General features: G+C 38.1%; 25 protein-coding genes. 5 read left to right on the top strand and 20 right to left on the bottom strand.

Annotated elements, in window-relative coordinates; genetic code table 11:
- Positions 1–63 precede the first annotated feature (63 nt).
- The 3 genes from mscL to ZA06_RS07270 all read left to right on the top strand — a co-directional run bounded on the left by mscL (position 64) and on the right by ZA06_RS07270 (position 2,588).
- Positions 64–465, top strand: coding sequence for a large-conductance mechanosensitive channel protein MscL (mscL, locus tag ZA06_RS07280; protein WP_053976709.1), 402 nt, complete (start codon positions 64–66; stop codon positions 463–465).
- Between the two features lie 146 nt (positions 466–611).
- Positions 612–1,601, top strand: a complete 990-nt coding sequence (locus ZA06_RS07275; protein WP_053976708.1) for an aspartate-semialdehyde dehydrogenase — start codon at positions 612–614, stop codon at positions 1,599–1,601.
- Positions 1,602–1,676: 75 nt separating this feature from the next.
- Positions 1,677–2,588, top strand: a complete 912-nt coding sequence (locus tag ZA06_RS07270) for an ABC transporter ATP-binding protein (protein ID WP_053976707.1) — start codon at positions 1,677–1,679, stop codon at positions 2,586–2,588.
- Here the strand turns inward: ZA06_RS07270 and ZA06_RS07265 are convergent.
- The 9 genes from ZA06_RS07265 to pdxA form a co-directional block, all read right to left on the bottom strand.
- On the bottom strand, positions 2,581–3,042 hold the full coding sequence (locus ZA06_RS07265; RefSeq protein ID WP_053976706.1) for a 3-oxoacyl-ACP synthase: 462 nt from the start codon (positions 3,040–3,042) through the stop codon (positions 2,581–2,583). The genes ZA06_RS07270 and ZA06_RS07265 overlap by 8 nt on opposite strands.
- Positions 3,032–3,727, bottom strand: a complete 696-nt coding sequence (gene mtgA / locus ZA06_RS07260; protein ID WP_053976705.1) for a monofunctional biosynthetic peptidoglycan transglycosylase — start codon at positions 3,725–3,727, stop codon at positions 3,032–3,034. The genes ZA06_RS07265 and mtgA overlap by 11 nt, the downstream gene beginning before the upstream one ends.
- A gap of 4 nt (positions 3,728–3,731) precedes the next feature.
- Positions 3,732–4,847 (bottom strand): NAD(P)/FAD-dependent oxidoreductase, encoded by a 1,116-nt coding sequence (locus ZA06_RS07255; RefSeq protein ID WP_053976704.1) that lies wholly within the window; start codon positions 4,845–4,847, stop codon positions 3,732–3,734.
- A 169-nt stretch (positions 4,848–5,016) separates the two neighbouring features.
- A complete protein-coding gene (gene accC, locus ZA06_RS07250) occupies positions 5,017–6,372 on the bottom strand; it encodes an acetyl-CoA carboxylase biotin carboxylase subunit (RefSeq protein ID WP_053976703.1) in 1,356 nt (451 codons plus the stop codon).
- Between the two features lie 81 nt (positions 6,373–6,453).
- Complete coding sequence (gene accB, locus ZA06_RS07245; protein WP_053976702.1) at positions 6,454–6,939, bottom strand: acetyl-CoA carboxylase biotin carboxyl carrier protein; 486 nt, start codon at positions 6,937–6,939, stop codon at positions 6,454–6,456.
- A gap of 35 nt (positions 6,940–6,974) precedes the next feature.
- Positions 6,975–7,970: a beta-ketoacyl-ACP synthase III gene (locus ZA06_RS07240; protein ID WP_053976701.1), complete on the bottom strand. Its 996-nt coding sequence runs from the start codon at positions 7,968–7,970 to the stop codon at positions 6,975–6,977.
- Positions 7,971–8,149: 179 nt separating this feature from the next.
- Entirely contained in the window at positions 8,150–8,353 is a 204-nt protein-coding gene (gene rpmF, locus ZA06_RS16755) for a 50S ribosomal protein L32 (protein ID WP_082331952.1), read from the bottom strand.
- A gap of 8 nt (positions 8,354–8,361) precedes the next feature.
- Entirely contained in the window at positions 8,362–8,901 is a 540-nt protein-coding gene (locus tag ZA06_RS07235; RefSeq protein WP_053976700.1) for a YceD family protein, read from the bottom strand.
- A gap of 72 nt (positions 8,902–8,973) precedes the next feature.
- Complete coding sequence (gene pdxA, locus ZA06_RS07230) at positions 8,974–10,020, bottom strand: 4-hydroxythreonine-4-phosphate dehydrogenase PdxA (RefSeq protein WP_053977094.1); 1,047 nt, start codon at positions 10,018–10,020, stop codon at positions 8,974–8,976.
- Positions 10,021–10,162: 142 nt separating this feature from the next.
- On the opposite strand from pdxA, the gene ZA06_RS07225 reads away from it, so the two are divergent.
- Positions 10,163–10,753, top strand: a complete 591-nt coding sequence (locus ZA06_RS07225) for a riboflavin synthase (RefSeq protein WP_053976699.1) — start codon at positions 10,163–10,165, stop codon at positions 10,751–10,753.
- A gap of 7 nt (positions 10,754–10,760) precedes the next feature.
- Here the strand turns inward: ZA06_RS07225 and ZA06_RS07220 are convergent, their stop codons facing one another.
- The 11 genes from ZA06_RS07220 to ZA06_RS07170 all read right to left on the bottom strand — a co-directional run bounded on the left by ZA06_RS07220 (position 10,761) and on the right by ZA06_RS07170 (position 23,434).
- On the bottom strand, positions 10,761–10,958 hold the full coding sequence (locus ZA06_RS07220; RefSeq protein ID WP_053976698.1) for a hypothetical protein: 198 nt from the start codon (positions 10,956–10,958) through the stop codon (positions 10,761–10,763).
- A gap of 522 nt (positions 10,959–11,480) precedes the next feature.
- A complete protein-coding gene (locus ZA06_RS07215; protein ID WP_053976697.1) occupies positions 11,481–12,398 on the bottom strand; it encodes an alpha/beta hydrolase in 918 nt (305 codons plus the stop codon).
- Between the two features lie 30 nt (positions 12,399–12,428).
- Positions 12,429–13,190, bottom strand: a complete 762-nt coding sequence (locus ZA06_RS07210) for a rhamnogalacturonan acetylesterase (protein WP_053976696.1) — start codon at positions 13,188–13,190, stop codon at positions 12,429–12,431.
- Positions 13,177–15,204: a pectate lyase gene (gene pelA, locus ZA06_RS07205; RefSeq protein WP_053976695.1), complete on the bottom strand. Its 2,028-nt coding sequence runs from the start codon at positions 15,202–15,204 to the stop codon at positions 13,177–13,179. The genes ZA06_RS07210 and pelA overlap by 14 nt, the downstream gene beginning before the upstream one ends.
- A gap of 35 nt (positions 15,205–15,239) precedes the next feature.
- Positions 15,240–16,424, bottom strand: a complete 1,185-nt coding sequence (locus ZA06_RS07200) for a sialidase family protein (RefSeq protein ID WP_205625696.1) — start codon at positions 16,422–16,424, stop codon at positions 15,240–15,242.
- On the bottom strand, positions 16,424–18,034 hold the full coding sequence (locus ZA06_RS07195; protein WP_053976694.1) for a glycoside hydrolase family 43 protein: 1,611 nt from the start codon (positions 18,032–18,034) through the stop codon (positions 16,424–16,426). Before ZA06_RS07195 ends, ZA06_RS07200 begins: the two co-directional genes overlap by 1 nt.
- 22 nt (positions 18,035–18,056) lie before the next feature.
- Entirely contained in the window at positions 18,057–19,292 is a 1,236-nt protein-coding gene (locus ZA06_RS07190) for a glycoside hydrolase family 88/105 protein (RefSeq protein ID WP_053976693.1), read from the bottom strand.
- Positions 19,293–19,295: 3 nt separating this feature from the next.
- Positions 19,296–19,712, bottom strand: a complete 417-nt coding sequence (locus ZA06_RS07185; RefSeq protein WP_082331951.1) for a cupin domain-containing protein — start codon at positions 19,710–19,712, stop codon at positions 19,296–19,298.
- Positions 19,712–20,734, bottom strand: coding sequence for a DUF4861 family protein (locus ZA06_RS07180; protein ID WP_053976692.1), 1,023 nt, complete (start codon positions 20,732–20,734; stop codon positions 19,712–19,714). The genes ZA06_RS07185 and ZA06_RS07180 overlap by 1 nt, the downstream gene beginning before the upstream one ends.
- 12 nt (positions 20,735–20,746) lie before the next feature.
- Entirely contained in the window at positions 20,747–21,694 is a 948-nt protein-coding gene (locus ZA06_RS07175; protein WP_053977091.1) for an alpha/beta hydrolase, read from the bottom strand.
- A 279-nt stretch (positions 21,695–21,973) separates the two neighbouring features.
- Entirely contained in the window at positions 21,974–23,434 is a 1,461-nt protein-coding gene (locus ZA06_RS07170; protein ID WP_082331950.1) for a glycoside hydrolase family 28 protein, read from the bottom strand.
- 281 nt (positions 23,435–23,715) lie between these two features.
- On the opposite strand from ZA06_RS07170, the gene ZA06_RS07165 reads away from it, so the two are divergent.
- Entirely contained in the window at positions 23,716–24,741 is a 1,026-nt protein-coding gene (locus ZA06_RS07165) for a LacI family DNA-binding transcriptional regulator (RefSeq protein WP_053976690.1), read from the top strand.
- Positions 24,742–25,165 lie beyond the last annotated feature (424 nt).

Genomic DNA, 25,165 nt, shown 5'->3' with positions numbered 1-25,165 from the left:
GATTTTGAGCTGATTGTTTTTTTGGTATTTTAGTGTTCTAATAACCTAATTAACACACATCTTATGCTAAAAGAATTCAAGGAATTTGCCATGAAGGGCAACTTGGTAGACATTGCCGTGGCCTTCGTAATGGGAGCTGCCTTTAGTAAGGTAGTGGCCTCTTTTACAGGAGGCATTGTATCTCCTTTAATCGGTTTAATTTTCAAATCTGATTTCAAGGACCTCAAATATGTCATTACCGAAGGGACTGCCAACGACGCAGGTGAAATTACAGGAGAAGTTGCCCTGCTTTACGGAGAGTTTTTGACCAATGTTATTGACTTTATCATTGTGGCTTTCGTGATGTTTATGCTTATAAAGGGTATCAATGCAATGAAGAAAAAAGAAGAGCCTGCTCCCGCTGCACCTGCAGGACCAACCCAAGAAGAATTATTGGCAGAAATTCGGGATTTGCTTAAAAAATAAAATTGTTAAATAAATAACTTTTTGTTATTTATTGTGAAAAAGCCTTGGTTTTAAAGACACTGAGGCTTTTTTTGTACCCTAAATACTCAATTAATACTTAGCTTTGCTCAAAACAATTCAAAAACCCTTTAAATACAAAATGTAACATGAAAGTAGCAGTAGTAGGAGCAACCGGAATGGTTGGAGAAGTTATGCTTAGAGTTCTCGCAGAACGCAATTTCCCATTAACAGAATTAATCCCAGTAGCCTCAGAGCGTTCTGTTGGAAAGTCAATTACATTTAAGAATAAGGAATATACAGTAGTAGGTTTGGCAGATGCCGTAAACATGAAGCCCGATGTGGCCTTGTTTTCTGCCGGAGGAGACACCTCTTTGGAATGGGCACCTAAATTTGCTGAAGTAGGCACCACAGTAGTAGACAACTCTTCTGCTTGGAGAATGGACCCGACTAAAAAATTGGTAGTTCCTGAAATCAACGCTAGCGAATTAACTAAAGAAGATAAAATTATCGCCAACCCAAACTGCTCTACGATTCAGTTGGTAATGGCTTTGGCACCACTTCATAAAAAATATAAAATGAAACGTGTGATCGTTTCTACTTACCAATCAGTTTCCGGAACTGGTGTTAAGGCAGTAAGACAATTAGAAAATGAAATTGCTGGTGTAGAAGGCGAAATGGCCTACCCTTACCCAATTGGACGCAATGCATTGCCTCACTGTGATGTGTTCCAAGACAATGGTTACACTAAAGAAGAAATGAAATTGGCCAAAGAGCCTCAGAAAATTTTGGGGGATAGTTCATTTGCAGTATCCGCAACAGCTGTTAGAATTCCAACAGCTGGAGGCCATAGTGAATCTGTAAATGTGGAATTTGAAAATGATTTTGACTTGGCAGATATCAGAACTATTTTAAGTGAAACTCCAGGAGTGATTGTTCAAGATGACACAGCTACAAACACCTACCCAATGCCAATTTATGCGCATGATAAAGACGAGGTATTTGTAGGAAGAATTAGAAGAGATGAATCCCTACCAAATACTCTAAACATGTGGATTGTGGCCGACAATTTACGTAAAGGAGCAGCTACCAACACTATTCAAATCGCTGAATATTTGTTGGAAAACAATTTGATTTAATAAAAATCAATAGCTTATATCCTTCTATAAAAAACGCTCAGTAAACTGAGCGTTTTTTTATGCTATTTTTGCAGCATGCTTCAGGTAAAAAACTTATCATTTCATTATAAAGACAACTCTGTTCTAAAAGATGTCAACTTTGAAGTTGGTGTTGGCGAACACCTTTCCATAATTGGGGAAAGTGGCTCAGGTAAAAGCACCCTTCTAAAATTGCTCTACGGCGAACACGATTTGGATCAAGGCGAAATTTTTTGGAAAAACATACAAATTTTGGGGCCAAAATTCAATTTGGTCATTGGCTACGATTTTATGAAATATGTCGCCCAAGAATTTGATTTGATGCCTTTCACATCGGTAGAGGAAAACATTGGAAAATTCCTATCCAACTTTTATCCTGAAGAGAAGCAAAAAAGAGTTGCTGAGCTCTTGGAGGTTGTAGAATTGCCCCACTTTGCCAAAACCAAAGTAAAGACCTTAAGCGGTGGCCAAAAACAACGCGTGGCCTTAGCCAGAGCCTTGGCGAAACAACCCGAAATCATGTTAATGGATGAGCCTTTTAGCCACATTGACAATTTTAAAAAACAATCCTTACGCCGAAATGTGTTTCAATACCTAAAACAACATAAAATAACGTGCATTGTAGCCACGCATGACAGCGAGGATGTTTTAGGATTTTCGGACAGAATGATTGTTTTGGACAAGCATCAAATTGTAGGCAATGATTCCCCTAAAAATTTATTCAACAACCCACAGACTCCTTTAATAGCGTCCTTTTTTGGAGAATTCAATATCATTGAAGGAAACATTGTTTACGCTCATCAATTAAAAATGGTTCCAAATTCCAACCTTAAAGCAACAGTCAAACAAGCCTATTTTAAAGGGGATTATTATTTGATTGAAGCCGATTTAGATGGAAATACTGTTTTTTTTAATCATTTTGAGAATCTGAATCCAAAAACCCTAACTTTTTTGGAGTATTCTAAATAATTTCCAAAATAGCTATTTTGTTACCTCCAAAATCAACCTTTTCACCTTCCCTTTTACCCAATAACAATTGCCCAATTGGAGTGGCTGCAGAAATAGCATAAAAAGCCGTGTTTTCAATATTCAGTTCTCCCAAACTTGCAGCAATAAAATAATTTCCTTTATCGGTAAACACCACGCTTCCCAAACCGATTATTTTCGAGCTACTATTAGGTTCTATTTTGGATAAAACAGCTTTGGTGCGTTCCAGTTCTGCTAATTGTTGGCCTGCCTTTTCCCGTTCCAATTGTAACATGGCACGACCAGTTTCATGCTTATCTCCAGCACTGCTTTTAGTTTCAGAATTTAGGGATTCTTGAATATCCTGAATATTTTGTTGGCTTACTCTTAACCGCGTTTCAATTAACTCCAAACATTGCTGCAACAACCCGAGTTTTATTGTTTCCTTATTCTTCATTGGGAACAGAGTAATCTAAAGGTCCGTAAAAGCCCATTTGTTTGACAATCCACTGCTTTCTCCCCTGAATGTATGTTGTGGCAGGTTGAGCTTTGTAATGTCTTGGATTGGGTAAAATTGCCGCAATAGCGGCTGCCTCATATTGGGTTAATTTACTTGCAGGCTTTTTAAACCAATAGCGAGAAGCGGCTTCTGCTCCATAAACCCCATTTCCCATTTCAATACTGTTAAGGTACACCTCAATGATACGTTCCTTTGGCCAAACCAATTCAATTAGAAATGTGAAATACGCTTCCAATCCTTTACGCAACCAACTACGTCCTGGCCATAAAAACACATTTTTTGCCGTTTGTTGGCTAATGGTGCTTCCTCCTTTTATCCGCCTGCCTTTTTTGTTATTTTCATAGGCCTTTTCAATGGCTTTTACATCAAACCCATGGTGCTTTACAAAGGTCTGGTCTTCACTACAGATAACCGCCAACTGTAGATTTTTAGAAATTGCTTCAAGAGGTTCCCAATCGTGTTTCCACATTTTACGCTCATTCTCCTTTGGCTGCTCATAATACCGAATTACCATCAGCGGTGTGATGGGTACCGGCACCCAACGATAGATAATCACCAAGCCTGCAGAAAGGATAATCCACAGAAAAATAAGTTTTATGAAAAATCGTATAAGCTTTTTCATGATATCAATCTAACAATTCTGCCAATTCACTTCCTATCAAGCTGCCAATGGCAACGCCCATGCCTCCCAATCTAACACCACAAAACACATGATTGGAGAGTTGTTTTACTATTGGTTTCTTTTGTGAGCCAACCCCCATAATACCACTCCATCTGTTTTCAATTTCAAAAGGGATATTAGGCAAAATTGTATTTTTAAGCAAATCTTCCAATTGATTTTGCACCAATTCCGTAAGCCCAAACTGCACGGTTTCCTCTGTTTTAAAATCTAAGTTTCGACCTCCCCCAAAGAGTATTCTATCCCCAACATTTCTGAAATAATAATACCCTTTATCCAAATGAAAGGTGCCTTGAAACGGTAAGTTTTTGATAGGTTTGGTTACCAGCACTTGAGCCCTTGCCGGCAAAACGGTTTCGTTTAAAAGTTGGGACGCAAATCCGTTGGTGGCCACAAATAATTTGGAAGTTGACACTTCAAAATCCTTCGTTTTTATAACTACACCTGTACTCGTTTCCGAATAGCCTTCAACAATAACCTTATTTAAGATTTTCACCCCCAATGACTGAACTTTACAAAGTAAAGCCTCCATCATTTTTCCAGTATCAATCTGACCTTCAAAAGGGGTATATAGAAATTTGTTTTGCACATTTTGAAAACCAAATGTATTTTCCTTAAGTACAAATACATCTTCCTTAAACAAAGGATGAAGCAACTTGTTAACGGATTCCATTTGCTCCAAACAAGCATCAAATAAAGCACTCTGTTCTTGAGTAAACAGTTCGTAACCTCCGTGTTGTTTAAAATCAATAACAGTATCACTTAAATTTTGACGTAATAGTTTTAAGCCCTCCACACGCTTCTGAACCAATTGAAACACGGTTTCCTCATCATGGGACTGCAAATCCTCCAAAATCTCACTAAGACTCCCAAAACAGGCAAAACCGGCGTTTTTGGTACTGGCACCTTGAGGCAAGATGCCCTTTTCCAAAACAAGCACCTTTGCTTTGGGATAATTTTGCTTTAAATGCAAGGCGCAGTTCAACCCAACAATACCACTGCCAACAATAGTGAAATCGACGTTGGAGAACCAAGATTGTATTTCCCAAAAAGACCAATTCATATTACGAAGTTACTGTTTTCGTGTTAAGGATGGAAGTGACATCCTTTTTGTTTTTCACAAAAAGATATAACGGACAGCCTGCCTTTTGGCCAAACACTTTTGGGCAAAAGAACACCATAAAAAAACTCCGAACTTTACAATTCGGAGTCTTTGTTATTTTGGTAATTTATTATGCTTCTTCAGTTATGGCTTGCATTTTGAAACCTTCCATAAATTTGGTGGTATAGTTTCCTGCAAGATAATCTGGATGGTCCATCAACTGTCTGTGGAAAGGAATGGTTGTTTTAATTCCTTCGATAACGAACTCATCCAAAGCACGCTTCATTTTGTTGATAGCTTCTTCTCTAGTTTGAGCAGTAGTAATCAACTTTGCGATCATAGAGTCATAGTTTGGCGGAATGGTGTACCCTGCATAAACGTGAGTATCCAAACGCACTCCATGTCCTCCAGGTGCATGCAATGTAGTGATTTTCCCTGGTGACGGTCTGAAATCGTTGAACGGATCTTCCGCATTGATTCTACACTCGATGGAATGTAAATTTGGCTCGTAGTTTTTACCTGAAATTGGCACTCCTGCAGCAACCAAAATTTGCTCACGAATCAAGTCAAAGTCAATTACCTGCTCGGTAATTGGGTGTTCTACTTGAATACGCGTGTTCATTTCCATGAAGTAGAAGTTACGGTGCTTGTCCACCAAAAATTCGATGGTTCCCGCTCCTTCGTATTTAATATATTCAGCAGCTTTTACTGCAGCTTCACCCATTTTATTTCTCAATTCCTCTGTCATAAATGGCGAAGGAACTTCTTCAGTCAATTTTTGGTGACGACGTTGAATAGAACAGTCACGCTCAGACAAGTGACATGCTTTTCCTCTGGAATCTCCAACAATTTGGATCTCGATATGTCTTGGCTCTTCGATAAGTTTTTCCATATACATATCATCGTTTCCAAAGGCAGCTTTAGATTCCTGTCTGGCGGAATCCCATGCATTTTTAAGGTCTTCAGCCTTCCAAACAGCACGCATTCCTTTTCCTCCACCTCCGGCAGTAGCCTTCAGCATCACAGGATATCCAACTTCCTTGGCTAACTTTTCGCATTCCTCGTAACTAGCAATGATTCCGTCACTTCCAGGAACACATGGTACACCGGCTTCCTTCATGGTTGCCTTTGCAGTAGCCTTGTCCCCCATTTTTGAGATCATCTCAGGAGAGGCACCAATAAACTTGATATCGTGTTCTTCACAGATTTTTGAAAACTTGGCATTTTCAGACAAGAATCCATAACCTGGGTGAATTGCATCTGCATTGGTAATTTCTGCAGCTGCAATGATATTTGCCATTTTTAAATAAGATTCTGAACTTGGGGCTGGACCAATACAAACCGCTTCATCGGCAAATTTAACGTGCAAACTATCGGCATCTGCTGTAGAATATACAGCTACCGTTTTAATGCCCATTTCCTTACAGGTTCTAATTACACGAAGTGCAATTTCTCCTCGATTGGCAACTAATACTTTTTTAAACATAAATTCTTCAAATTTTCAATATTCAAAAAACAAATCCCGAAGAACCTCTTCAGGTTTGGAATTGAAAATTGGGATTTTACATTAAGATGGGTCCACTAAAAATAATGGTTGATCAAACTCTACTGGAGAAGCATCATCCACCAATATTTTTACGATTTTACCTGAAATCTCAGATTCGATTTCGTTGAAAAGTTTCATAGCTTCGATGACACAAAGCACATCTCCTTCTTTAATGCTGCTACCAACCTCTACGAATACAGGTTTGTCTGGTGCAGGTTTACGGTAAAAAGTACCAATAATAGGAGACTTTATAGTTACATATTTTGAATTCTCGTCCGCTGGAGGCGCTACTGGTACAGCAGGCACTGTTGCCTGTACCTCGGCTACAGGAGCAGCTTGCGCGATTGGATTGCTAACTGGTATTTGTTGTAGGATGGTAGTAGATTCACCTTTATCTTCACTTCCTGTCTTAATGGTGATCTTGATATCGTCCATTTCCAATTTAACCTCACTTGCACCCGACTTGGCCACAAACTTGATTAAGTTTTGAATTTCCTTTATATCCATAATAGTTTAATTATATTATTAGTTTAGTTTAAGAATTAGGAATTATAGGCCCATTTTAAATAGACCGATCCCCAAGTAAATCCGCCCCCGAAGGCAGCAAATATTAAGTTATCTCCTTTTTTGAATTGTGATTCGAAGTCGCTTAACAACAACGGTAAAGTAGCCGAAGTTGTATTTCCATAACGATGGATATTTTTAAGAACCTTTTCATCTGGAAGGTTCATTCTGTTCGCAGTAGCATCAATAATACGCAAGTTAGCTTGGTGTGGCACCAACCAAGCCACGTCCTCATGACTAAGGTTATTACGTTGCATGATTTTTTCAGCTACATCGGCCATATTGGATACGGCAAATTTAAACACCGTACGTCCATCTTGATGAACAAAATGTTGACCATTCTCTACAGTCTCAACACTTGGAGGCAAAATGGATCCTCCTGCTTCAATTTTAAGAAACTCTCTTCCCGCACCGTCGCTTCGCAAATATTCATCTTGAAACCCTAAACCTTCTGTATTTGGTTCAAATAATGCTGCACCGGCACCGTCACCAAAAATAATACAGGTAGTCCGGTCTGTATAATCAATGATCGAAGACATTTTGTCGGCTCCAATCAACAGAACTTTTTTGTAACGTCCAGATTCTATATATGCCGATGCCGTAGACATTCCGTAAAGGAAGCTAGAGCATGCTGCTTGTAAATCGTAAGCAAATGCATTGGTAGCTCCAATTTCTGAAGCTACATAAACCGCAGTAGATGCCACCAATAAATCTGGGGTAGCCGTAGCCACAATCACCAAATCAATTTCCTTGGGATCTATCTGTTTACGTTCCAATAAGTTTTCTGCTGCTTTGATGGCAAGGTAAGATGTTCCTGCCCCTTCTTTTTTAAGTATTCGCCTTTCTTTAATACCTGTTCTAGAGGTTATCCATTCGTCATTGGTATCAACCATAGTTTCTAGAACTTTATTTGATAGCACAAAGTCTGGCAGATAGGCTCCTACAGCTGTAATTGCCGCTGTGATTTTACTCATTCCTTATTTATTAGTTGTCCGAAATTTTGGCAAAAAAGGCCAAAAACAAGTAAATTTTGACGAAATTACTACTTTTTTAGTCAAATATGACGCAAATTAACTTGTTTTTGAGACTTTAGAAAATTAATCATAAAAAAAACGCTCATTGCTGAGCGTTTTATTATATGCATGCATAATACTTATGCTAAATTATCTTCTTTTTCAGAGTTGTCAATTAGCACTTGACCTCTATAGTACAACTTTCCTTCGTGCCAATGAGCTCTGTGGTATAAGTGCGCTTCTCCTGTAGTAGGACACGTTGCTATCTGAGGAACAGATGCCTTGTAGTGTGTTCTTCTCTTATCTCTTCTTGTTTTAGAAATCTTTCTTTTAGGATGTGCCATTTTATATGTTATTTATCCGTTAATAGTTTTTTTAATGTATTCCAACGAGGGTCAATCTCCTCTGATGTCTTATGCTCCTTTTCGCCTTTTGGGCTCAACTCTTCCAACTTTTTAAGTACGTCTGACTGCAAAGTACCATCCAACACACCTGGATGTACACGCTTTGCCGGCACGGATAATATGATCAATTCATAGATGTACTGTGCCACGTTTAGTTCGTATTCCCCATGAGGCAAGATCAATATATCTTCATATTCATCATTATACTCCTCTCCAAACTTCACAACTAAATCAAAATGACCTTTAATGTCTTGGTCAAATGGTTCATTGGTTACATCGCAATTGACATTTACGGTACCTTCAACTGTAAAATGCAACTCCATTAAAGTGGACTTTTTCTCCAAATCCAAATGGGTGTCAATTTTCACGTCGTTGAACTCTTCGTACTCAAAATGTTCAAAGAACTTATTATCAATTTGATAATCAAAATGATGCTTTCCAACCTTTAAACCTACAAATTGTATGGTATATTCTTTTAAGGGCTTCATAGTCACTGTCATTTTGAGCCTGCAAATATATAAATTTTTTATTTATTACTACTTGTTATAAACAAAAAATGTTCATATCTTTTTTGGCGCCTTTTTTAACGGGTTTTTTGAGAGTATTTCGTACTCACTTCTATTTTTATAAATCTGTAACGCGGTGAATACCGCTTCTTTAAACGAACTTTCATCCGCTTTATTGGCTCCGGCAATCTCATAAGCCGTTCCATGGTCTGGCGAAGTCCTAATTTTATCCAATCCCGCGGTAAAATTCACCCCCTGTCCAAAAGAAATAGTCTTGAAAGGGATTAAACCTTGATCATGATAAGACGCCACCACCGCATCAAAATTTTTGTAATTATTGGAACCAAAGAAACTATCTGCCGAATATGGCCCATAAACCAACTTTCCGGAATCCCTAATTTTCTTCAAGGTTGGTCCCAATACTTTATCGTCCTCTTCACCAATTACCCCATTATCACCAGCGTGTGGATTAATGCCCAACACCGCTATACGAGGTCTATTAATATTAAAATCCTTCACCAAAGAGGTATACACCGTATTTATTTTCTCTTGAATTAATTGTGATGTAATTTTTTTTGGAACATCCTTAACCGGAACATGATCGGTAAGCAATCCTACCTTAAGATCTTCGGTTACCATAAACATCAAACTCTTACCGCCCAATTCCTTCGCCAAATAGTCGGTATGGCCAGGAAATTTAAAAGTGTCGGACTGAATATTATGCTTATTGATTGGCGCAGTCACCAAAACATCTACGGTTCCTTTTTTAAGTGCTTGGGTGGCAACCTCCAAAGATCTCACTGCATAAGTCCCTATTTTTAGATCTTCCTTACCAAATTCAACAGTGACATTTTCTTTCCAAACATTCAATACATTAATTTTCCCTTCCACTATTTGGCCAAGATCATGGATTCCATGTAAATTAACGCTACTTCCTGTATGTTTCTTATAAAATGACATCACTTTTATGGAGGCAAAAATTACAGGCGTACAAAACTCCAACATTCGTGGATCTTCAAACGTCTTTAAAATAATTTCTGGTCCTATGCCATTTAAATCCCCTACTGAAATCCCAACTCTTATTGTATGTTCTTTTTTCATTAAATATGATTCAATTTTCATACTGCCTTGTAAACATGACTTCCAAACGATAGCCAAATTCCAAAAAATGACAGTTCATTTAAGTAAATACCGTAATTGTACGTACTTTTATACCTGCAAATTTAACCATTTATTCGACATTATGTTTACTGGAATTATTGAAGACTTAGGCGAAATTACAAAACTGAATACAGAACAGGACAACCTTCATATAACCTTAAAAAGCAAGATTACCCCCGAACTCAAAATAGACCAAAGTGTTGCCCACAACGGTGTTTGTTTGACAGTAGTAAATATTTCAAATGAAGAATATACGGTTACAGCTATTAAAGAAACACTGAACAAAACCAATTTAGGCTCATTAAAAGTAGGTGACCAAGTCAATTTGGAAAGAGCCATGAAATTGGGAGACCGCCTGGATGGTCATATTGTTCAAGGCCACGTAGACCAAATTGCCACTTGCAGTTCTGTAACCAATGAAAATGGCAGCTGGGTATTCACCTTTAGTTACGACCCATCTTTACATAATATAACTATTGAAAAAGGTTCAATTACTGTAAATGGAGTAAGTTTGACCGTAGTAAACTCTAAGAAAGGAGAATTCAGCGTTGCTATAATTCCTTACACATTTGAACATACCAACTTCAATCAGTTTGATAAAGGAAGTGTCGTAAATCTAGAATTTGATGTTGTGGGAAAATATATTAGTCAACTACACAGATTGTATCAATAGAGCGTTTCTATTTTTTCTGTTTGATTTTCATTCTCACACCATAGAATCCAGCTAAGGCCAATAGCAATGGGACCAATCCATCAATAGGCAAACCTGGAGGTATTGTTCCTTTAGGTTCAGGTGGGGGCAATTCTTGAGCAGCACACATAAAACTGACTAATACAAATAAAACCGAGGCTAATATTTTTTTGTTTTGTACTTTCATTATCACTTTAATGCAAAAGCAAGCTTTTAAACTCCAAGTTTAACAATCGTTTTTTATCCTTACTATTAATCAATTCTGAAAACAAATGTTAAAACGAAACGCCTCACAAGGTTAAATTCTAATATGCTTTGAGGTAATTTGGTTCGTAAAATTATAAAAAAAAGTGACCTTACAAAATAAAAGCAAAAAAAATATTCCATAAAAAGCAATAAAATCCGATTAAGTGCATTTTAAAATTTGACCCCAAAAGATAAGTAATAACCGATTCAATGATAAAACAAATAGGTTAATCAAACGTTAGGTTAACCTCAATAATTCCTTAAAATATTTAATGTTTTCTTATTTTCAGTAGTACCACCCAAATTGAAACTCGCTTTTAAACTACGAATAAATTGATTTAAAAAACTGAATAGAAACATATATTCCCGTACAATTTTTCTTACCGTCATCCTTTAACCGCAAAATAACAAGTTTATTAGCAAAAAAAAGTGCGATTTATTGTGCTTTTCACAAAAAGCAATACTAATCACATAATCCAAAATCCTTTAACCAATTTTCCAACGCTTTGGTCCAACCTGCACTACTTCCTCTTCCTTTCAAACCAAATCCATGCCCACCTTGATTATAGACATGAAGTTCTGCTGAGATATTATTTTCAACAAGACTGCTGTAGTATCTCAAACTATTTTCAACAGGTACCGCCCCATCATCTGTAGCATGTACCAAAAAAGCTGGTGGTGTTTGCGCATTAATTTGTTCATCTGTAGAAAACTTTTCAACTTCTTCCTTAGATGGATTTTCACCAAGAAGATTGGTTTTCGAACCTTTATGTGTCACACCTTCCTCCATTGAAATTACCGGATAAACTAATATTGAAAAATCGGGTTTTAATGGCACCGTCCCTTCCTCATAAACAACTTCATTGTAAAGCGTAGAAGCCGATGCTGCCAAATGACCTCCTGCAGAAAAGCCCATAATCCCAATTTTATTTTCATCAATATGTAATTCATTGGCATGGGTTCTCACATATCGAATAGCTTGCTGTACATCCTGTAATGGCCCAAAAGATTTATCTTCCATAATACCATCATGCGGAAGTCTATATTTTAAAACCAATGCTGTGACCCCATGCTCATTCAGCCATTTCGCAGGTTGAATTCCCTCTTTATCAAATGACAAATATCCGTAACCACCGCCCGGACAAATAATCACCGCTGTACCATTACTCTTTTCAGGTCTAAACACTGTTAAAGTTGGTTTTGAAACCTTATATACTTTGATCACCTTGCCATCCTTCACCTCGGCTTCCTCTTGGTACTCCTTATCTTCAATAGCATTAGGTACACCATTTGGATATAAGTTAATTTCCTCTTGTGAAAGCATTTTAAATTGTACGGCCAAAAGCATAGATCCGAATACTAAACATTTAATCCAATTCATCTTTTAAAACTTTATTTCAAAATTATAATTCTATTTAAAATAATCTACCAAAAAACTCTTTGAATCCTTCAAAGCTTGAACAAATCGTTTCGCCACTTCATTTGCACCTAGGGCCGATAAATGTGTATTATCTTCTTTTCCCTCAGGAAAGAAAGGATGTTCTCCTGACTCAAAATGAAGATGCAATTTCTCGGAATCTTCCACTCCATAAGCCTCTTCCATTTGCTCTGTTAAATACTGCATATCTACAAAAGGAACATCAAATTCTTTAGCAACCAATCTAACTTCTAATGGATATGCACCATGCGTATCTACCAAAGTTCCCTCCTCATTAAAATTCCTTCTTACAATAGAAGAACACAAAATTGGCCTAGCTCCTTTATGGATAGCCTCCTGAACCATTTTGATTAGATTATGACGATATGCCGTATGAGGATTGGTATATCTTTTTGGATCGTTTTCTTTTTGATCATTATGCCCAAACTGAATAATAACCACATCTTTAGGCTTTAATTTGGCAACCACAGAATCCCAACGCCCTTCAGCAATGAAACTTCTGGTACTGCGTCCGTTTACTGCATGATTTTCCACAGTCACCTTATCGTTGAAAAATGGCGGCAACACTTGTACCCAACCATGCTCTGGATTTTCTTCTGGATCTTTCTTATTTGCCATTGTAGAATCACCCACAGCATAAATTGTAATAGCAGCTTGAATCTCTTCGACCTGTTCTCTTTGTTTTTGACAGCCTGCCAACACTATTAGCAGCAACAATACTTTAAAATAGTTCATACCACTCTGGTTCATTACTTTTTGGATGTTCACCTAAGATGTTCTTTTTCGTATATTTCTTTGCTTCTTTATTGTTTAACTGATGTGACCACATCACTCTTTTTTCTGGATGGAATCCTTCTCCCTTACAATTGTATTCGGCATAAAAGGCATTTTTTTCTGCTTCTCGCTTCGACCAATTATGCCAACCTTCAGGAAGAATATGCCCTTCCATGTCACAATTCAAAAACACAGTTTGCGCATAAATACGCCACGGACGCCCTAAATACACTTCTGTCACACCCTTTTCTGCAGTCAACTTACAGTTTAAAAACACATAACCAAAACTTGCTCCTTGTGGCGTAGATGCAGCCGTGATATAGGAATCCTTTTTACTATGAATTATACAATTCTCGAACAGTGCCGTAGCCCCTCCAAAAATAAAATCGGTAGTCCCATCAATATAACAGTCCTTATAATATTGCTTCCCAATTCCTGAGGCATACAAAGTATCCTGATTCCCCAAGATATTACAGTTATTTATTATAACACGATCGGAAAACACCGATAAAGCGACAGCCTGCCCAACATCACCCGACGTATTTTGAATGGTCAAATTCCGAGCTTCAAAATCGTTAGCTTCCACCAACATGGTAGGAGTGAAAAAGGTAGAATTTCTTCCAAGATTAATTTTATCAAAATAATCATCGTAGGTGATAATTGTGTGTTCCTTACTTTCTCCAACCAATGACAGGTTAGTATTCCACTCATGCACCTTTACCTTTTCATAATACACCCCATTTTTCACAAAAATGGTTATGCGTTCATAAGGAAAAGACTTTGTATTATTAATAGCCTCTTGAATATTGGTATATTCTCCAGAACCATCTTTGGCTACCACCATATAACGTTCATTCATTGGTTTTTTATGAATGATTTGCGCTTCTTTACCGAACTTCTCTTTCCATTTTGGGTAACGTTTCAACACCTCTTTAGGCTCATTGGTGTACCACGCATAACCATTTCTTCGCTCAGCTCCTATTTCAGCCATGGTGTACTTTTTAATCCCATCACGATCGCAGAAGAAAGGCCTGTTATCGTCCAATTCCATAAAGCGCGCCCAAATAACTTCGACATTAGGATCCTGAACCATTATTTTGTCAGTTAATTCCCCAGAATCATCATAAAACCGTTCTTCTCGCAAACCTTCAATCTTTACCTTTTTAAACCAAGCCACAGCCGCATCTACAGCCTTTACTACTTCAGGAGAAGGCTGTTCCAAAGCCATTAACAGCAACACAATGTTAGCCGATTCCTTCCCACTTAAAGACGGCAATTCATACGCCCTTGCCTTAGCAGGCGAAAAAGTTGTCTCATCATGTTGGGCACACCATCCCGTTAAAACCCCATTTTGAACATACTGTGTTTTTAATATACAGTCAATGCCTTTTTCAAAAGCAATATTTACCTTAACTAAAGTTGTTTCATCTGGTTCTATGGAATAATACCCCGACTTATTTTTTAACTCCAAAAGCAGCTTCATGATATTGGCCATGGAATCGTCATTATAGGTGATATGTGAATAATACCCCTTTTTAAGCGGATAAAACTGAGGCCAGCCTCCGTTGTCATATTGCGCTGCCAGCAAATAATCCAAACCTTTTAGAAAGGCCTCTTTATATCTTTCATCGGGAATTTGACGATACATTTTAGAAAGAAAACGCATTTCCTGAACCGTAGCACCATTATCTGTCGTACAGCCTTCGCCCTGAGTTTTCAACTCCTGCAACTCCTTTTTTTCATTTGAATTCAAAGGCAAATGCATTTGGATATTTTTAGGCCAGCCTCCAATATCTCTTTGGTATAACAGAACATTTTCGGCAATTGCCTTGGCTTCTTCCGAAGCAAACCATCCACCTTCTTCCTGATAAATTATTGCCCTCCAGGATTGGTCATGCACTTGAGCCAATACGCCAAAGTTCACCGTTAAACTTATGACTAAAAATAAAGTATAATATATCTTCGTTAATTTCATTTTGATTCAAAACTGAAGACTAGTCTTCCTTTTAATTAATCTTTCAAACTTTCTAATGGAATCCTAGTAAATTCTACATCTTCCTTATTCGTAGTATAGGAAACATAAAGATACCCCTCGTGCACCATCGACTTAGGATAATGATATCCCAATCGTTTGTATTTTCCTTGGTAACGCAGGGGTTGAATACCTTCCTCTCCTGTTCTAAGCACAAATGACCTGTCGAAAAACTTTCCATCTTTACTCAAAGTAATTGCTAGGGGCATCCTTATTTTTGAATGTACAGGATTATTTACCAAATAAGCTGTACCATCTGGCAAATTACCAGCACTTTGTTTGGAGCGCGAATCTGGCATTTCGGTTAACATTGGACTCGTCCAAGTTTCACCAAGGTCATGACTTACAGATGCCATAGAAAAAAACGAACTGAACTGATCTCTAAAAACCATCACCAATGTCTGATCGTTTTGACTAAAACAACTTGGTTCGATTTCCCGAGACACATCATTTTTGGAGGAGCTATTTGAAAAATCGGCCCTAGTCCAACCTCTTACCCCCGAAGGATCATCCGTAAAAATGGGAGCAACGTGTAATCCTGGTTGAAAATGAGCTGCATTAACAATCCGTCCATTTTCCAAACTAAGAGGGTCTTGCTCGAATACGCCTTCCATGGGAGAACCATCTTTCATTAACAACGGCTTTTTATCAGACCAATGCATGCCGTCCACACTCGTTTTATAATAGGCAAAACCTCCTTCGGGTACTAATTTTGATGGCCAAACATTGAAATAGGCTACCAAAGTATCCCCATTTCTCCACCATCCCCCGGAGGTGCTATAGCCCTTGGGCTGTGTCTCCGCTAACACCATTGGCTTAGACCAAGAACGACCATCCTTACTTCTACTGTAAGCCACCCATGTATCTTCTGAGTCTTCATCTTGTTTGGAGCTTTGCCATTGACAATACAAGTAGCCATTAAAAGCTTTCATAACAGCGCCGTTACTAAAATGGTCGGTACTATCGGACGGTTTAAATACCGTAAAAGTTTCAATCCCTTTTGGCGTTTTCAACTCCAAATCAGCAACTTGTAAAGAATCAAATAAATCTGATTTTACGGAAAAAGGAAGTTCGGTAGATGACTCTAACTTGCAGCCTTGAAACAACAAGCAACTACACCCTAGGAACAACGATAACATCAATATTGCCGTTGATTTCTTCATTATTCGGTAAATCTAATCCAATCAATATCCACACTACCCGCATCGTTGATAACACCATCGCGTAATGCCAAAAAGCCTATTTTGCTTCCTATCCATTTCCCTTCTCTAGATTTAAAAGAAGTTCCTATCGATTTAAATTTCTTCCCATTTTCACTATAGAAGAATTCACAAATACCATTATTTCCAACCTTCACCTGAAGATAGAACGTATTATTTTTTAATGGCACTGAAGCGTTTTCCTTTTCAACACCATTTTTATCGGCATTCATACAAGTTACCTGAGACAACATTAATTTACCTGATTGCTGTTTCACCTTAAGATAACTATAATCCAATCCCATGATCAAAAACCCAACTTGCTCACCATCAAAACGAGTATTGAAAGTCATTTTGGTGGTTGCCGTAAATTCTTCCGAAGGAAACTTTTGCAGTAATAAATTGGGAACATCCATTAAGTTCTGAGCGTCTCCTTTGGGCATGCAATACATGGTGTAATGTCCCATACTTGTTGGAAAACCCCAATACACCTTCGGGTTGGCATGCCATTGCCATTGCCATCCTAAAGCAGGATTATTGAACTCATCAGAATCTGGGGGTGTTACTTTGGAATAGGTCGCTCCTACATTTGGTTTTGCATAGGAAGTCACAGGAACTCCAATACCGTCACCATCCTTATCCTCCCCAATAACAGGCCAGCCATCAACCCACTTCATGGGCTGTAAATGGACAATTCTACCATAAGTGCCTTTATCCTGAAAATGTATGAACCAATCTTCTCCTGCCTGCGTTTGCACCCAAGCTCCTTGATGAGGCCCATTAATAGAAGTCTTTCCTTGATCCATAACCTTGCGCTTTTCGTAAGGCCCATAAATTTGCTTAGACCTCAGCACAGTTTGCCACCCAGTTGCCACTCCTCCGGCAGGTGCGAAAATATAGTAGTAGCCATTATGTTTGTAGAATTTAGGTCCTTCTATTGTTGGCTCTTCCTCATGTCCGTCTATAATCATCACCTCATCATCATTCGCGACCGTGCCTTCAGTATTCATGGTGCAAATTACCAGTAGACTTTTAATCCCTGCCCTACTTCCTGCGAAGGCATAGGCTAAATATACTTGGCCATCATCGTCCCAAAGAGGCGTAGGATCAATCAAACCTTTTCCGGCTTTTACCAAAATAGGTTCAGACCAGTTAGCTTTAGGATCTTTAGTCTTCACCATGTAAATGCCATAATCCGGATCGGGATAGTAAATGTAAAATTCTCCTTCATGATATCGAATGCAGGGCGCCCAAACGCCATTTCCATGTTGGGGCTTATCAAACACCTCATAAGGTGGTTGTTTTGGCAACGCATAATTGATAAATTCCCAATTCACCAAATCTTTGGAATGCAAAATGGGCAAGCCAGGTACACAATTAAACGATGAAGAAGTCATATAATAATCGTCACCCACCCTTACAACATCAGGATCGGAATAATCGGCATGAAGAATTGGGTTTTTATAGGTCCCATCACCATTGTCCGCTACCCAAACCTGAGATAATGGTGTGGAGTTTTGTGCAGAAAGACCCAAGTATAAGCAGGATAAAAATAAACTAATTGCTAGTTTCATAAATTTGAGGAAAGCTTTTTGATTATTGATTCAACTCCAAAGCGGCCATGATAAAAGGTCCGGTTCCCTTAGGATCATTAGCTCTAATTTTTTCTCCAATGTAGTATTCAAAAGTACCGTCACGATAAGGATTTCCTCCCAAACCTGCTACGGCACAACACTTGTTAAGATTTACCATCCCATCGGCTTCCACAGTTACAAAGGTGTTCAGAACACCCTGAAACCCTTTTTGAGCATAGGTTACATATGATTTTGGCAAATAGCCCTTGTTAACACCTTTAGCCAAGGCATAGGTGAACATGCAACTACCTGTAGCCTCCAAATAGTTTCCTTCTCTTTCAGGCATGTCCAATACTTGATACCAAGTACCGCTTTTGTCTTGATATTTGACAATAGCCTCGGCGTATTGGTTTAGGTACTTGATAATTCGCTCTCTTCCCGGGTGGGTTTCTGGCAAATAATCCAATACATCCACTAAAGCCATGCCATACCAGCCCATACCGCGGGACCAAAAGTTTTGGGACAGACCAGTTTCCTTGTCGGCCCACTTTTGCTCTTTGCTCTCATCCCAACCATGATAGTATAGTCCAGTTTTTGGATCCCTATTATACTTTTCAATCAAGTCAAATTGAAGCACGATTTTTTCAAAAGTTTTTTCCGCTTCGGGACCATCCATAAATGTTGTAGCGTATTTGGCATGAAAAGGCTCTGCCATAAAAACTCCGTCCAACCACATTTGGTAAGGATATATTTTCTTATGCCAATAGCCTCCCTCTGAAGTTGTGGGCTGCCCTTCCAATTGCTTATGAAGCGTATCCATGGCCATTTTAAATCTAGGCTCCTGCTTTTTATTGTACAAATAGTACACAGCATCTCCAGATTTAATCATATCCAAATTATAATTACTAAGCTTATATGTATCAATCGTTCCATCTTCGGCAATCATCCTGTTGGCATAATCGTAGATATAATCAAACAAGCGTTCATCATGATTTTGCTCATAAACCCTAGACATGGCCTGCAACACCAATCCGTTGGTATAGCTCCATCTTGGCTTATCACGAAAATCAAGCTTGGTAGGATCTGGAAAACGCACAATTTCGGACAAGGCCATACGCTCAGACCATTTTAAATTCTCAGGAATTGTCATTTCTTTTTGAGGTTCTTCTGCAGCTACAACCTCCTTTTTATTTTCTTTACAGCTCATTGCCCCCATTAAAACGGCGAGAACAAGAACTGATTTTACATACTTTTTCATTTGTTATTTCTCATATTTTTTAATCACCAAATATTTCAATTCGGTTTCTCCGGCATTACTAATACCGTGCATGCTATTTGACGGACAATACAAACTGGTATTAGCCCCTACCACTACTTCCTTTCCATCTAAATAAAATTTAGCTGTCCCTTCCAGAACATAAAAGAATTCATCTTCGACATGTTTATGAGGCGCATGGGTAGATTTTCCAGGTGCCACCACACTCATTTTAATGGTCCTTCCGTCTAGGAAATCCTTATCGACAAACCAATATTGATAACCCGCTTTGGTAGAAACTGTTTGGTCTTTTGAAAAGGTATTGACACAATCCTCAATAGTGAATGATGTTTCTTGCGCACAAAGCATTTGGACTCCTAAAAAAAGCCCTCCAAAAAGAAACATTTGGGCACCTCGTTTCATTACAAGGTATTGTTATTTAATTCTAACAAAAGCCCATCTAAATATGTCAAGAAACCTTCTCTTGTAGTAATACCATCTTTTTCTTTTTCCCAAGCACCTAAGAAGTAAAATGACACTAATTCTGTTGTTGGTTTGAACACCACAATGTGGTCATGAGGTCCTTCTACAACTTGTTCCACTGTTGACTTTTTATAGAATACAGCCATTCCCAAATTATCAGGCACTAAGCTTTGCTCTCCATAAGTAGCAATGTAGGCCCAATCTGAAGTATCGCTTTCTTTCTGTATTAAATCAATTCCATCAAACTTTACAATTCCTGTACAAATTCCCGAAATCGCTTTTGAAGGCGTCATAGTATGTTTAGTCATTCTACTATCAGGCTGAATGCTCAATTGCGATTTTAAATCGATTTTATCATCCATGGTCTTCCATCCAAAATAGTCAACATTTACCACAGACCTGCTTGCCATATTCTCAACATTGGCAAAGGTGGAATCCACCTCATTGAAGTGCAGCACTTCCGTACCATCATATCTCCCCAAAGAACCTATTCCCATAGATTTCCCGGCCTTTAAGATGTCCATTCCCCAAGACTGTAATTCATGGTAAGAATCGAAACCATCCTGCCCCACTTGAGACAAGACCATCTCATCGGTTACCTTTCCAAAAATGTCAATGGCATTTCTCCAATCCAGATACAGTCTGTATCCCACTTTACTGCTTTCCCAACCTGGACCTTCATAACGGATATACCAAGAATGATCTGTATGTTGTTCAGGAACTTTTAAGGATGCTACATTTTTAAATGACGTTCCGCCACTATACTCCTTATGATCTCTAGGACCATCTATCCACTGGCCTCCTTCTGCAATAGAAATCTCGGCATAGGTTTTAGGCGTTTCAACTACCTCTTTTACCACTTCGGTTTCTTGAGTTGCTTCTGCTTCTTTTGAAGCTGATTTATCTTTACAGGACACCCCAAAAATCATCAACAAAAGGAGCATGGTACTTATTCTTGTCATAATATTTTATTTTTAATTGTTGGAAAACACGGTTTTTAAAAATTGATCCACACTTAACAACACCTCATCAAACCAAGGCTGAAACAACCAAAAGGTATGCGGTGCATTGTGTATGGATTTTATCTCATAATATATGTCATTTTGTTCTAAAATTTCAACAAACTCATCTCTTCCCGCTTGAAATCTCTCAAAGTCACTTTTGATAAAAAGTGAAGGCGGCGTATTTTCATTGACATGCGAAAGTGCCGAAGCTTGATTCCAGATTTCAGGACGCTCTTGATAAGTGCCTCCTAACCATTCTGAAGACAAAGTGCCTTCCTCTGATTTGGGATGATGAAAAGCCAAAACCCCATCTAAATTAATTAATGCTTCAACATTAGATGAAATTTCTGAAAGGACATCCAAGTCATCAAATACTGAATTTCCATTGGTAGTGGCAATTAACGAGGCCATTTGCCCCCCCGAAGAACACCCCAAAACAGCAATCTTGGAAGCATCCACCCCGAAGGATTCCGCATTAAATCGTACATATTTTACAGCCGACTTGACATCTTTGATGCCTTCCGGGAATGGCGCTTCAAGCGACAATCGATATTCAACTGTAAAGCAAACCCATCCCTTTTCTGCCAATTGTTGGGCCAATGGCTGCTGCATGGTTTTATTCCCAGATTTCCATCCCCCACCATGAACCAAAATAATTGCCGGCCTCAGTTCCTTTTGAGGTTTAAAAAACGCATCCAAATGTAGATCTCGCCCACCAATACTTTTATAAACAATATCTTTTTGCGCAACCACTTCAGACTCGGCTTTCAATGTGACCAATTCAATTTCAGGGTATTTTTTTTGAGCTTTCAAAAAGGCACTTCGAGAGGTATAACTAGTATCTAATGGCACCCGATATTGCGCCATGGTTTGCCCCACAGCAAACAACACAACTACTATTTTTAATAAATTTCTCAAAGTCATTTTCAAGTTACAGCTTTCAAAAAATAGGAGCTTGATATAAAATTATCAAGCTCCTACCCAACTAATTCAAATATGCAAACACTTCTAATTGCATTTCAATTTAACCTCTAACAAATATGCAATTACAATATTATGAACAGGTTGGATGTTATGGAAAATCGGCACTACCCGACTATTGAAATCTTTTATCTCTAAACGATCAAAATATCCCATACATACTCCTACCATACTTTAGTTACACACCCATCTACAAACTTTCACCACGTCTGTTGCTTAGTTTGTGATAAGTTCCCCATTGATATGGGTATTGACAAACTTCATGTTTTCCACATTTTCCAATGAATAAACCGAATCTACTTGTTCGATAACAACATCTTTAAATGTGATATTTTGTACTGGTGAATCTGGATATCCTTTAGCCAAGATTCCAAATTTACCACCATTCTTAACCTTTATATTTTCCAAAGAAATATTTTTAACCGTTGGAATAAATTCTCCTGTTTGGTTAGAATAAGTTGCATAGAAAAGATTCACTCTAAGCACGGCTTCCTTCACTTGGCCAACTTCTACATTTCTCACATACACTCCATCTACAACACCACCTCTTCTGGAATTGGTTTTAATACGAATGGCACGATCCAAATGAGGACTGTCCATACTACAATCTTCTACATACACATTAGACACTCCTGCAGACATTTCACTTCCAATCACTACACCACCATGTCCATCAATCATTTTACAATTCTGCACCACGATGTTTTCACTTTTGATGCCAACGCGCCTGCCTTCGGCATCTCTTCCTGCCTTAATCGCGATACAATCATCACCAGTATTGAATACACAGTTTTTAATGATCACATTTTTGGAATATTCAGGATCACAACCATCATTGTTAGGTCCATGACTTTCCACCGTTACACCATCTACAATTACATCATTGGACTTTATCGGGTGAATCACCCAAAAAGGCGCATTGACAATTTTCACCCCTTGAATAAGCACATTGCTACACTCAAAAGGCTCTAAAAACGTTGGTCGCAAATAGTGTCCTTCACCAAAAACACGTTCGGCAACAGGAACTCCCGTTTCTCCCATTTCCATCAACCTAGGTAAATTCAAACTATCACGCTGGGAAGCCATCCCTTCTTTCCAACCATAATCCTCCTTTTTACACCATGGCCACCAATTGTCGTTGGAAGCCTGCCCATTTAAAGTTCCTTCTCCAGTAATGGCAATATTCTTTTTTTGGTAAGCATATATTAAAGGTGAATAGTTCATCAACTCAATACCTTCGTAAGACGTGTGCACCAAAGGATAGTCTTCAGGATTGGTACTGAACAAAATTTCGGCACCAGACTCCAAATGCAAATTGACGTTATCTTCCAAATGAATTGGGCCTGACAAATATTTCCCAGAAGGCACTACAACTTTCCCTCCTCCTTTTTGAGAACATTCCTGAATAGCTTTTCTGAAGGCCTCCGTATTTTCTGTTGTTCCATCGGCAACTGCTCCATAATCCAAAACACTGAAAGTAACATCCGGAAAATTGGGAACTTTAACCTGTTCAACAATTTTTTGCATCGCTTTCCAAGGCCCATCCTGCTGGCTCATTTCTGTAGTTTGCTGCTTTTTTTCAACACATGAAAAAAAGCACACTATCGCCACAAACACAAACATTACGAGATTAATAAAACTAAGTTTAGATAGATGTGCTTTTAACATATGGTTCATTTCAACTTTCTTTAATTTCTTCCTAAAATGCAATCGATTACCCAAACCTAATTAAAATGTCATGAGCAACCAAATTTTTTTCAAAAAATATTATATTAGTAGCAAATAACAGATTCGATTTTTTTTAATTATCTATTTTTAAGCTGTTTTTTTTATAAATTGTAAAAATTCACGCAAAAATAACTAATTTCAAAACATCTAGGTAATCGATAACATTGCAATGAACACAAGTCCAATGCTTTTGCTTATGTTTGCACAATCATTATGTAACGTTACTTTTAATGAACAAGAAAACAACTATCTACGACATTGCCAAAAAGCTGGACATTACAGCTGCCACGGTATCCAGAGCCCTTAACAATAACCCAAAGATTAGCAAAGCCACAAGGGAGCTGGTACTAAAAACGGCGCAAAAAATGAACTACGAGCCAAATAAATTGGCCGTAGCCCTTAAGAGCGGCAAGAGCAATAACGTAGGTGTAATTGTCCCTAGAATTGACCGTAATTTTTTCTCAACCGTTATTCGTGGCATTGAGGAAGAATTGCACCCGCATGGTTACCATGTCATTATTTGCCAAACCCATAACGATCAGGATTTGGAAGCCAAAAATCTAGAAGCTCTATTGAACGCGCAGGTTGACGGCATAATGATTTCTGCCTCCAACGTTGCTTTAGATGAAAATCATATCATCCATAAAATCATCCAAAAGAATGTTCCATTAATTTTCTTTGACCGTAAAAAGAACATTCCGGGAGTAAGCTCAGTAACCATCAATGACTATGAAGCAGCATACAATGCTACCAAACATCTTATAGACCAAGGATGCCAAAACATTGCCCATATAGGAGGGGATCGCAGCATTGAAATTTACGACGAGCGTTTTTCAGGATACAAACAAGCTTTGATTGATAATGGCTTTGAATATAACGAAGACTATGTGGAATTGGTTAGAAGTAAAGTCGAAGAAGGCAAAAAGGCTGCCAAAAAGTTAATGAAACTCAACCCTAAACCGGATGGCATTTTTTCATCGAGTGATCCTGTTATCCTGGGAGCGATTCAAGAAATGACATCACAAGGCGTAAAAATCCCAGAAGATTGTGCCGTAGTAGGGTTTAGTAATGAACCTTTTACAAAGTTTATGGAGCTTCCTATTACCTCAGTAGACCAATCGCCTTTGGAAATGGGAAAAATAACCGCACAGGTATTTTTGGAACAGGTGAACAATACCAATAATGTAAAGGTTGAAAAGAAAGTGGTATTAAGCCCTGAATTGATGATTAGAAAATCTTCACTAAAAAAAGGCTAGACCAGCCACCGCTCCTAATTAATATAAAAACATTTATATAACTGTATCTTTTCAGTTAACTATTCCCATTGGATACAAATGCAAAATTAAATCCAAAACCTGATATAGAATTTGTCTTTTATTTTCAAAGATGATAGCAAAATACACCATATAATAAACACATTCTTCCACTCCCAACAATTTGCATCAACACTCCTTCATCAATTACAGGCAATACGCTTTAACATATTCACAATCGATTACTCTCTATAATCCAAAAATTTAGACTCCATTCTTATACAATCAACATGAAATTGTAAACCAAGTTTATAAAATAACACCTATACCGTTAAAATTAGTATGAAATCATATTTCGTTTAAAAAAACTTTATAAAAGCCACCCTAGCTGCAGATTATCACATCGATATTTCAAGGCCTTTCAATT

The organism is Mangrovimonas xylaniphaga, assembly GCF_001280435.1.
Classification (GTDB): Bacteria; Bacteroidota; Bacteroidia; order Flavobacteriales; family Flavobacteriaceae; genus Mangrovimonas_A; species Mangrovimonas_A xylaniphaga.
The sequence above is the reverse complement of the archived record's forward strand: the minus strand, read 5'-3'. Positions and strand labels throughout refer to the sequence as shown.